Source organism: Bradyrhizobium sp., assembly GCF_019242285.1.
Classification (GTDB): domain Bacteria; phylum Pseudomonadota; class Alphaproteobacteria; order Rhizobiales; family Xanthobacteraceae; genus Bradyrhizobium.
In genome coordinates, this window is the sequence record NZ_JAFAVV010000536.1 from 1 (window position 1) to 11,024 (window position 11,024).

General features: G+C 65.8%; 8 protein-coding genes. 2 read left to right on the top strand and 6 right to left on the bottom strand.

Annotated features, from left to right (window positions below; translation table 11 throughout):
• Positions 1–254 precede the first annotated feature (254 nt).
• Together JOY90_RS21385 and yghU are read right to left on the bottom strand one after the other, a co-directional pair.
• Positions 255–1,010: an alpha/beta fold hydrolase gene (locus tag JOY90_RS21385; RefSeq protein WP_291693097.1), complete on the bottom strand. Its 756-nt coding sequence runs from the start codon at positions 1,008–1,010 to the stop codon at positions 255–257.
• 130 nt (positions 1,011–1,140) lie between these two features.
• Positions 1,141–2,022: a glutathione-dependent disulfide-bond oxidoreductase gene (gene yghU, locus JOY90_RS21390; RefSeq protein WP_291693098.1), complete on the bottom strand. Its 882-nt coding sequence runs from the start codon at positions 2,020–2,022 to the stop codon at positions 1,141–1,143.
• A gap of 196 nt (positions 2,023–2,218) precedes the next feature.
• Between yghU and JOY90_RS21395 the strand changes: the two genes are divergently transcribed.
• Positions 2,219–3,352: a nitronate monooxygenase gene (locus JOY90_RS21395; protein WP_291693099.1), complete on the top strand. Its 1,134-nt coding sequence runs from the start codon at positions 2,219–2,221 to the stop codon at positions 3,350–3,352.
• Positions 3,353–3,607: 255 nt separating this feature from the next.
• Positions 3,608–5,119 carry an acetyl-CoA acetyltransferase gene (locus JOY90_RS21400; protein ID WP_291693100.1) on the top strand — a complete coding sequence of 504 codons (1,512 nt, stop codon included), beginning with the start codon at positions 3,608–3,610 and terminating at the stop codon, positions 5,117–5,119.
• A 246-nt stretch (positions 5,120–5,365) separates the two neighbouring features.
• Here JOY90_RS21400 and JOY90_RS21405 read toward each other — a convergent pair whose 3' ends face one another.
• The 4 genes from JOY90_RS21405 to JOY90_RS21420 form a co-directional block, all read right to left on the bottom strand.
• On the bottom strand, positions 5,366–6,547 hold the full coding sequence (locus JOY90_RS21405; RefSeq protein WP_291693101.1) for a tetratricopeptide repeat protein: 1,182 nt from the start codon (positions 6,545–6,547) through the stop codon (positions 5,366–5,368).
• Positions 6,522–7,529 (bottom strand): MBL fold metallo-hydrolase, encoded by a 1,008-nt coding sequence (locus tag JOY90_RS21410; RefSeq protein ID WP_291693102.1) that lies wholly within the window; start codon positions 7,527–7,529, stop codon positions 6,522–6,524. The genes JOY90_RS21405 and JOY90_RS21410 overlap by 26 nt, the downstream gene beginning before the upstream one ends.
• A 353-nt stretch (positions 7,530–7,882) precedes the next feature.
• On the bottom strand, positions 7,883–9,085 hold the full coding sequence (locus JOY90_RS21415) for an efflux RND transporter periplasmic adaptor subunit (protein WP_291693103.1): 1,203 nt from the start codon (positions 9,083–9,085) through the stop codon (positions 7,883–7,885).
• Positions 9,075–11,024: efflux RND transporter permease subunit (locus JOY90_RS21420; RefSeq protein ID WP_291693104.1), on the bottom strand; the 1,950-nt coding region annotated here is incomplete at its 5' end. The genes JOY90_RS21420 and JOY90_RS21415, both read right to left, overlap by 11 nt.

Here is an 11,024-nt window from a genome sequence, read left to right on the forward strand (position 1 = left end):
TGCGTACCATGGCCTCTCGACCTTTCGGCGTCAGAGGGGCATTCTTGTGGGTGTCCATTTCGGTTCTCCGCGAATCGCTGGTGTTTGGCGACTTCAGAGTTTCCGGTCAGGGCCGAATGGACAACCTCCTGAAAGTTCACAGCTAAGGCGCAAGGCGCCGTACCCACCATTCTCCCGACGACACGGCTCTTGAATGGTGGGCACGCTTCTGCTTTCGCGTGGCACGCTTTGGCGCAAGACCCGCTTTGCCCATCCTACGCCGCCGGCCGGTGCGCGCGGAGGAAGGAGCGGACCTGCCGCACGGCGAGCGGGACGCGCTCCTTCGGCTCCTTCCACGGGAACAGGCTGACCTCGGCGTTCGGGGCGAGCATCGCCGTCTCCATCGCAACCGCATAGGGATGGGCCGGAACGTCGTCAGGGAGGATCAGCACCGGCGTCCGACACTGGCGCACGAAGTCGCGCGACACGGTGAAGACGAAATCGGGATCGGTGCGGTACATCCGCGTCAGGAATTTCTCCGCCTGCTCCATGGTGACGTCCGGCCGGCGGTCAACCAGGCCTGGTGCCCAGCCCTTCATGTTGTTGTCGTAGAACAGGTCGCGCATCTCGGGCCGCGAGCCGGACGGCTGCGCCAGCACGGCGGCGGCGATGCGGTCCGGCGCCCGCTTCAGGAGATTCCAGATGAACGGCCCGCCGATGCAGAAGCCATGCACCATGAACTTGTCGACGCCGAGATGATCCATCAGGCCAAGATGGTCGTCGGTATGAGCGTCCCAGGGCCGGTCGATCTCCAGCGGACCCGAGGACTGACCGCCATTGGCATTGCGCAGGTCGGCGGCGATGCAGCGGTACTCGTCCTTGAATTGCTCGATCGGGTTGTAGGGCGATTGCGGGCCGGACAGGCCCGCGATGGTCGAGTTGAGGCCGCCACCGGCGATCACCAGCAGCGGGAAGCCTGCGCCAGCCTCCTCGTAATGGATGCGAACCGGTGCCTTCTCATAGAAGCTCATGACGTTTCGTCCCTGTTTTATTCAATTCGTGGTTCGTAGGTGGCCCAAGCGCAGTGTGCCCACCATCCGGCATCGCATTCGTTGAAAGATGGTGGGCACGCTGCGCTTGGCCACCCTACTCTCTCATGTGTCACGTCTTCGCCGGCTCGCCGATCTTGTCCTGCGTCTTCGTCTCGAAATCGGAGGCGTCGTGGCGCTCGTGGAGCTGGCTGGCGGGGTCGCCGGAGAGACGGTTGACCATGCGGCCGCGCTTCACCGCCGGGCGCTTGGCGATCTGATCGGTCCAGCGCTGCACGTTCTTGTAGTCCCCGACCGACAGAAATTCACCGCCGCCATAGAGCAGGCCCTTGGCCAGCGCACCGTACCACGGCCACACCGCCATGTCGGCGATCGAATAGTCGCCGCCGGAGAGATATTCGTGGTCGGCGAGCCGCCGGTCGAGCACGTCGAGCTGACGCTTGGTCTCCATCGCGAAGCGATCGATCGCATATTCGATCTTCTCCGGCGCATAGGCATAGAAGTGGCCGAACCCGCCGCCGAGATAAGGCGCGCTGCCCATCTGCCAGAACAGCCAGGACATGCATTCCGCGCGAGTCTTCGTGTCGGTCGGCAGGAAGGCACTGAACTTCTCGGCGAGATAGAACAGGATCGAACCGGACTCGAACACGCGGATCGGCTCGGGCCCCGAACGGTCCAGCAGCGCCGGGATCTTGGAGTTCGGGTTGATGGCGACAAAACCGCTGCCGAACTGGTCGCCGTCGCCGATCTTGATCAGCCAGGCATCGTATTCTGCGCCCTTGTGGCCGAGCGCGAGCAGTTCCTCCAGCATCACCGTGACCTTGACGCCATTCGGCGTCCCCAGCGAATAGAGCTGAAACGGGTGCTCGCCGACGGGAAGCTCCTTCTCATGGGTCGCGCCTGCGATCGGGCGATTGATGCTGGCGAAGCGGCCGCCGCTCTCCTTGTTCCAGGTCCAGACTTTCGGCGGCTCATAGGCGTGGGCGTCGGTCATACATGGGCTCCAAGCGATACTGAGAGATGGCTCAACTTGCCATATTTTACGGGATGGAACGAGCTTGCGCTGCGCCCTTATGCTCTAGCGTCTACACACAATTCGTCCGCTTGAAACGCGCTTTGCGCGAATGCCTATCCTGCGCTAGCGTCGTTTGACCGAGACAAGCAAGAACCGCTGCGGGAGTGGACGCATCATGAAATCACCGATCTGCGCCATGCTGGGCATCGAGTTTCCGTTGCTCGCCTTCAGCCATTGCCGCGACGTCGTGGCCGCGGTCAGCCGCGCCGGCGGTTTCGGCGTGCTCGGCGCCACCGCGCATTCCCCCGACAGCCTCGAGCAGGAATTGAAATGGATCGACGCCCATGTCGACGGCAAGCCCTATGGCGTCGACGTGCTGATCCCCGAGAACATCTCGACCGCGGGCGAGAAGGACGTCACCTGGAAAAGCCTGGAGGCACGGGTGCCGCAGACCCATCGCGACTTCACCCGCGGTCTCCTGAAAAAATACGATATCGAGCTTGCGACCGCCAGTGTCGCCGACAACGAGCCGCAGCCGTTTGACGGCAAGACCGCGATCGAGCTTTTGGAGGTCTCGTTCCGCCATCCGGTCAGGCTGATCGCCAACGCGCTCGGCGTGCCGCCGAGGGAGATGATCGAGATGGGCCGGAAGCGCGGTGTGGTGGTCGCAGCGCTGGTCGGCGCCAAAGAGCATGCGCTGCGCCAGGTCGCGGCCGGCGTCGACATCCTGGTCGTGCAGGGCACCGAGGCAGGCGGCCATTGCGGCGAGGTGTCCACCATGGTGCTGGTGCCGGAGGTGATCCAGGCGATCCGGAAGGTCCGCGACGTGCCGGTGCTGGCTGCGGGCGGCATCATGACGGGCCGGCAGATGGCGGCCTGCATGGCGATGGGCGCGGCCGGCGTCTGGACCGGCTCGGTGTGGCTCGCGACGGTGGAATCGGAGACGAGCGAAATCTTTCGCGAGAAGATGATCGCGGCCTCGTCCCGCGACGCGATCCGCTCCCGCGGCCGCACCGGAAAACCGGCGCGGCAGTTGCGCTCGGTCTGGACCGACGCCTGGGACCGCGGCCCGGACAGCCCAGGCGCGCTGCCGATGCCGTTACAATCAATCATCAGCCGCGACGCCTTCAACTCGATCGACCGCGCCGCAGCCGCCGGCAACGCCAAGGCGCGCGACCTCGTGAGCTATTTCGTCGGCCAAGGCGTCGGCCTGATCGATGGCGTCAAGAGCGCGGGCAGTGTGGTGCAGGAATTCAAGAAGGATTTTGCGGAGGCGATCGAGCACATGAACGCGCTGGTGGCAGAATAGTCGATGCGCGAAGAAGTCGTAGGGTGGGCTAACCGTACTAAGTCACATGTGTGGTGCTCTCGTTGAAATTCTTGAGCTTTTTGGAACGACCATATTTGCACAAAGACGAGTCGATTCAATGGCTTGAATCTTCTTGTGACTCAGTACGACTAAGCGAAGCGTGCCCACCATGCAGAGCAACGGTGTCGACAGATGGTGGGCACGGCGCTTGCGCGCCTTAGCCCACCCTACGGTCCCTACGCAGCACGGAGTTTCATGACTGATCCCCTCCCCGAAACCCGCGTTCACGTCATCGTCGGCATCGGCGAGATCGTCGACCGACCCAAGGAGATTTCGCAAGGGCTCGAGCCGATCACCCTCCTCGAGGCGGCGCTGAAGCGCGCCGAGGCGGACGCGGGCGCCAGGCTGCTCCACCAAATCCAGTCGCTCGACGTGGTGAATTTCCTGAGCTGGCGCTACCGTGATCCGGAGCAGCAGCTCGCGCGGCGGATCGGTGCGGCGCCGGCCCACCTTTATTATGGCCCGGTTGGCGGCGAGAGCCCGATCCGCTACCTGCACGAAGCGGCGCAACGCATCGCGCGCGGCGAGTGCGAGGTCGCCGCCGTCTGCGGGGCGGAAGCGCAATCGACCGCGACCAAGGCGGAACGATCGGGCATCAAGCTGCCATGGACCCCGTTCGCTCATGACGTGGAGGAGCCGAAGCGCGGCGCCGCGTTTCAGAAGCCGCTCGCGGTGAAGCTCGGCGTGTTTCGCCCGGTGACCGTCTATCCGTTCTACGAGGCGGCGACGTCGGCGCATTGGGGCCAGACCCCGCGCGAGGCGCTGGCGGAATCCGGCGAGCTCTGGTCGCGCTATTCGGAGGCCGCCTCGCATCATCCGAACGCCTGGCTGAAGCGGCATGTTGGTCCCGACGAGATCACGACGCCCTCGCCCGAAAACCGGCTGATCGCCTGGCCCTACACAAAGCTGATGGTCGCCAATCCCTCTGTCAATATGGGCGCGGCGCTGCTGATCACGAGCCTTGCGAAGGCGCGCGCCGCCGGCATCGCCGAGGATCGCCTCGTCTATCCGCTCGGCGGCGCCTCGGCGGAAGACCCGCGCGACTATCTGGTCCGCGACCAGTTCGTGGAAAGCCATCCGCAGAACGCGGTGCTGCGCGCGACGATGGATCTGGCTGGCGGCGACGGCAGGAAATTCGACGCAATCGAGCTCTATAGCTGCTTTCCTTGCGTGCCCAAGATGGCGCGCCGCACGCTGGGACTCGGAAGCGACGTGCAGCCGACCGTGACCGGCGGGCTCACCTTCTTCGGCGCGCCGCTCAACACCTACATGACCCACGCGGCCTGCGCGATGGTGCGGAAGCTCCGCGACGGCGCAAAGCTCGGCCTGCTCTACGGCCAGGGCGGCTTCGTCACCAAGCACCACGGCCTGGTGCTGTCACGCGGGAAGCCGCGCGAGGCGGTCGCGCAGGACGCGAGCGTGCAGGCCGAGGCCGACCGCGCCAAGGGCCCGGTGCCGGAGTTCGTCACCGAGGCCGAGGGCAAGGGCAAGGTCGAGAGCTTCACCGTGCTGTACCGCCCCAACGGTGAGGTCGAGCACGGCGTGGTGATGCTGCGCACCGCGGCCGGCGCGCGAACGCTCGCGCATGTGCCGGCGAGCGACACCGCGACGCTGTCGCATCTGCAGAACATGGACCGCACGCCCGTGACCTCGCTCGGCGAGATCACGATGGCCGACGACGGCGTGCCGAAGTGGCGGGGGGGTTGAACGCGATGCGATTCAATTTGTTCGCGTGGTTGACGGCGCGCTCCCTCTCCCGGTCCTTCACGGGAGTGGGCTGGGTGAGGGGCAGACGCACGACCGGTGCGAGTATTTAGTTAGACCTGTATCCCCTCACCCGGATCGCATCTGACGATGCGATCCGACCTCTCCCCGCATCCGCCTTCGCCCGAAGGCGGGCTTCGGCGGACAAGAGCGGGGAGAGGTAAACCAAGTTCGCGATCGCGATGAGCCTCAATGATTCCGATCGGCGGCTGGCGCCGCGTTCGCCTGCGCGGTGTCATGCTCGGGGTGGACCACCCGCTCGCGGTCGGCGCGGGCGCGCGCCTGGTCGCCCCTGCGCGCGAACACCGCGGCGCGGCCGACACGGGCGGCCGCCAGGTTCGGATTGATCTCGATGGCGCGCTCGAAATCGGCGAACGCGCGGTCGTAGCTGCCCTTCTCGAACCAGGCCGCGCCCCGGTCGGCATAGAGCTCGGGATCGGAGAAGCTCATGCGCACGGCGCGGTCGAAATCGACGATGGCCTTGTCGAACTCGCCCTTGCGCTGCCAGATCAGGCCGCTGTCATGAAACACCGCCGGATCGTTCGGTTTGATGCGGACGGCTTGGTCGAAGTCGGCCAGCGCCCGATCCAGATCGCCCTTGCGCGCCCAGGCCTTGCCGCGGAGGCGATAGGCGCGGACGTCGTCCGGCGCGCGCAAAATGAGCCGATCGAGCGTGGCGATGATCTTGTCGAGATCGCCGCCGACGGATTGGAACGGGATATTGATCGGCAACGCCGCGGGCACCGATCCCGTGATTACCACGGGCAGCTCGGGTTTCGGCCCCGCTTCCACGCGCTGGCTCGCGCGCTCACTTGCGGAAGGCGGCGCGGAATCGGCTTCGCGAGCGGCCAAGGCCACGAGCGCAAACTGCAGATCCCGCATGACATCGCGCTCGCTCGGCCGAACAGGCTCTCGCGCAACCACCTCGATCGTCACCTGTTCGGGCGCCGCTGCCGCGAGATGCTCGGCAGGCGTCATCGTCAGCAGGCCCCCGAACTTCCAGGCGCTGACCAGCGCAAGCGCAAAACACAGCGTAGCGGAGGCGGCATAGAGCATCATGCGTTGCCGCCGCGCCCGCAGCAGTGGTGCGCGCAGGCGCGCCAGATGCCCGTCATAGGCTGCCCGGCGCTCGGGATTGCGCAACACCTCGTTGGCGAAGATGATCAACGCCGCCCAATCGCTCGCCGCCGGATCGCCGCCGCGAAGGTCGGGGTGGTGCTTCTTGACCTTGGCGCGGAATGCCCGCTTGATCGCTTCGCGGTCGGCACGGGGATCGATGCCGAGGACGTCATAGAGCGTCCGCGCGCTGGCCGCGCCGACTGGCCACCCGGCCCGGCCGACCGGGCTAGGCGCGTTGAACTTCGAGTGCATAGCCGCCGCCGTCCTTGGCGAACCGGCCGAGGCCCGGCCAGGGGAAGTGCGAGCCGCAGACCAGCATCTTCTCGGCGACCACCCGGTCCAGGAGCTTGCGGCGGCTGGTCTCGGCGAGCGGGCCGTCCTGGTCGAACACACCGTGCCAGCCCGGATGCGCGGCGCAGAGCGCCGGCACATAGGCGGTGTCGCCTGATATCATCAGCTGCTCCTTGCCAGAGGAGAGATGGAACGAGGTGTGGCCCGGCGTGTGCCCGGGCGTCTTCACGAAGCGGATGCCGGGCACGACCTCGTCCTCGCCCTCGATCGGCAGCACGTTCTTCCACCTGGCGACCACGGTCTGGATGCGCTTGGCGAGCGGCTGCCGTCCCGGCGGCAGCCGGCCGGTCAGGGACGGATCGGTCCAGAACTTGTGTTCGGCGGCCGAGAGGATGATCTCGGCATTGGGATAGACCGGCCCATTGTCGCCCTTCGTGAGCAGGCCGAAGATATGATCGGGATGGAAGTGCGAGACCAGGATGGTCTCGACGTCCTTCGGATCGATGCCGGCCGCCTTCATGTTGGCGATCATCTTGCCGGAGACGAAGACCGAATCGGGATTGAAGGCCTGCACCTGATCGCCGCCGCCGGCGTCGCACAGCACGGTCTTGCCGTTCAGCTTCACCACATAGGTGGTGATCGGGATGGTCACGAAAGCGGTCGTGAGGCCGGCCGCAGCCAACGCCTGCTTGGTCTCCGCGACCGTCGCGTTGCTGAAATAGGCGGGATTGTGCACCTTCTCCCAGATGCCGTCATAGAGCGCGGTGACCTCGGCGTCGCCGACCTTGAAGCGCAGGAAACCCTGTTTTGGATCCGGTGTGCGCTGGTGCTGACGCCATCGCTGCTTCGCCTCGACCACCTCCAGGCTGCCGTCAAGTCCGAAAACCGTCATGGCGGTCGCGGCCGAAAACACCAAGCTACGACGTGAGATGAGAGATGACATTGCAATAACCCCCACGATGAAATGCTTAAGCAAAACCCGACGAGTGCGAGCCCCGAGGCTCGCCATATCATCTGCACGATAGCGGGAATTTATGGCGCGACAGCGGCGCAGGCGCAATGCCGCCACGCGATCGGGTCATGATCGCCGGATTCCGCGAAGATGGCGCAGGCCAGGGTTGAATGCTTCGGCGAGAACGACCACGCCGTGAGAAATCAAGGCGGACTTCATGCTGCGCGCTTCAGGTCCGGGAAGCGCAGGTGGAGTATCGGGATATCGGCCCATCGGCGGGAAGCAGCGAGTTAGTCAGCCCGTTCCCCTCTCCGCTCGCGGGAGAGGGGTACCGAGCGTGCGCCCTACCCCTTTGCGTCCTGCTTCTCGGACATTTTTTCCGGCTTCGCGGGCTTGCCGCCGCTGCCGGCGACGCGGACCTGGTCGCCGTCGGAAAGACCGTCCGGGGGTGCGGTGATGATGCGGTCCTCTGGCGACAGGCCCGAGCCGAGCTCGATGGTGCGGCCGAGGTCGCGCGCGATGGTCACGGTCTTGAACAGCACCTTGTCGTCGGGACCGACCGTCGCAACCCGAAGGCCGCTCTGATTGAAGATCAGGGCGCTCGAGGGAATCTGCAGCGGCACGGTATCACGCTGCAGGCCGAGCTTCACGCTGGCATAGCCGCCCGGCATCAACTCGCCCTTGGCGTTGTCGAGCCCGAGCTGCATCCGCGTGGTGCCGGAGGCGACGTCGACCGACTGCGAGGAGGCCTCCACCGTCGCCGGGAAGGTGCGGTTCGGATATTCCGGCACCGAGATCACGGCCTTGGCGCCGATCCTGATCGCCGGTACGTAGCTCTGCGGCACGTTGACATAGACGCGGAGCTTGCTGATGTCGGAGACCACGAACATCGCCGGCCCCGCGCCGCCGCCGGCATTGATCAGCGCGCCGACGTCGGTGTCGCGCGAGGTGACGACGCCGTCGAACGGCGCGGTGATCTGCTTGTAGTTGGCCAGCGCCTCCAGCCGCTCGACATTGGCCTGGCTCGCCTTCACGGCCGCCTTCTTGTTGGAGAGGTCGGCGGTGCGCTCGTCGATCTCCTGCATCGAGACGAAGTTCGAGGCGATCAGCGTCTTGCGCCGCTCCAGCGTCGCCTCCGAGAGCTTGGCGCTGGCCTGCTGGCTCAACAGGTCGGCGCGCGCCTGCAGCAATTGCTGGTCGAGATCGGGCGCCTCGATTTCGGCGATCACCTGCCCCGCCTTCACCTTGGCGCCGATGTCGGCGCTCCAGCTCTTCAGGTAGCCGGAGACGCGGGCGAAGATCGGGGCGCGATAATAGGCCTCGAGCCGGCCCGGGAGGTCGATGGTGGGATTGCCGGCCTTGGCGTCGGGCAACGCCACGGCGACGGTCGGAATGGCCTGGTCGTCGGTCCACTGCCGGAGCCTGGTGCTCGCCTCCTCGCGGGAGCGGACGCCGGTGACGACCACGGCCGCGAGGCCGGCTACGGCCAGCATGCCGAACAGGCCCAGCTTCCCGCGGGAGACCGGCGGCGGTTGTTCAGTGGGCATGCGGCATCTCCGAGGCAGCGACGGTGGCGCCTTGCTTCTTGTGGACCATACTAAAAACCACGGGAACGAACATCAATGTCGCCGTCGTCGCAAAGATCAGGCCGCCGATCACGGCGCGGCCGAGCGGCGCGTTCTGCTCGCCACCCTCGCCGAGCCCCAGCGCCATCGGCGCCATGCCGATGATCATGGCGAGCGCGGTCATCAGCACCGGGCGGAACCGGACGAAGCCGGCCTCGAGCGCGGCGGCGACCGGATCGCCAAGGGCCTCATAGCGCTCGCGGGCGAAGCTGATCACCAAAACGCTGTTGGCGGTCGCCACCCCCATGCACATGATGGCGCCGGTCAGCGCCGGCACCGACAGCGTGGTCTGGGTCGTGAACAGCATCCAGACGATGCCGGCCAGCGCTGCCGGCAGCGCAGTGACGATCACGAACGGGTCGGACCAGGACTGGAAGTTCACCACGATCAGGAGGTAGATCAGCACGACGGCGGCGAGCAGCCCGAACAGCAGGCCCGAGAACGCCGAGTACATGGTCTGCACCTGGCCGAGCAGCACCACCGAAGTCCCCTTCGGCACATCCTTGGCGGTATCGGCGATCGCGGCGCGGACCTCGGTTGCGACCGAGCCGAGGTCGCGGCCCTGCGTGGTCGCGAAAATCTGCACCATCGACTGGATGTCGTATTGCGAGACGACCGCCGAGGAGGTGTCGCGCTTGATGTCGGCGATGCCACCAAGGATCGGCGCCTGGGCCGCGCCGGCCGCCGTGATCGGCAGCGTCTGCAGCGCGCTGAGCGAATCGATCTGGTATTGCGGCGTCTGCATCACGATCGAATAGGACACGCCGTTGTCGGGGTTGAGGTAGTAGGTCGGGGCCACCTGCGAGGAGCCGGCGAGGTTGACCACCAGCGCGTTGGTGACGTCGCGCTCGGTCAGGCCGACATATTGCGCGCGGGTGCGATCGACGTTGATATTGAAGGTCGGAGCGCTCGGCGACTGCTGGATGCGCGCATCTGCAATGCCGGGAATCCGGCGGATGCGGCCGAGCAGCTTGCTGGCATAGGCGAAGTTGGCATTGACGTCGGCGCCGCGGACCTGCAGGTCGATTGGCGCCGGCGCGCCGAAATTGAGGATCTGGCTGACGATGTCGGCCGGCAGGAAGGCGAAGGTCATCCCCGGAAACAGCCGCGGCAATTGCTCGCGCAACGCCTGCACGTGCTCCGCCGTCGGCCGATGGTCCTCCTTCAGCTTGATCTGGATGTCGCCGTCCTGCGGGCCGATCACGCCGGTGTTGTTGTAGGTCATGTTGATGCCGGAGATCGGCATGCCGATGTTGTCGGCGACGGTGTCGATCTCGTCGGGCGGAATGATCCTGCGGATCGCCTTCTGCACCTCGGCGAGCTGGTTGGCGGTCTCCTCGACCCGCGTGCCGACCTGGGTGCGCACATGCATCAGGATGTTGCCGGCGTCGACCGCGGGGAAGAAGTTGCGTCCGAGGAACGGCACCAGGAAAAACGAGATCGCGACGAAGCCGAGGAAACCGGTCACGAAGGTCGGCCGGTGCGCGAGCGCGAGCGCCAGGAGGCCGCGATAGCCACCGCGAATCCGTTCGAACCGCGCCTCGAAGGCCTGCTGAAACCGCTTCAGCGGATTGCGCGAGCGCGGCGTCGCGCCTTCATGATGGACGTGCGGCTTCAGAAGATAGTTCGCCATGGTCGGCACCAGGGTGCGCGACAGGACGAACGACCATATCATCGCAAACATCACCGCTTCGGCCATCGGCACGAACAGGAAACGGGCGACGCCGGTCAGGAAGAACATCGGCACGAACACGATGCAGATGCAGAGCAGCGAGACGAAGGCCGGCGTCACGATCTGGTTGGCGCCGTCCAGGATCGACTGCTCGACCGGCTTGCCCTGCTCCAGATGGTAGTTGATGTT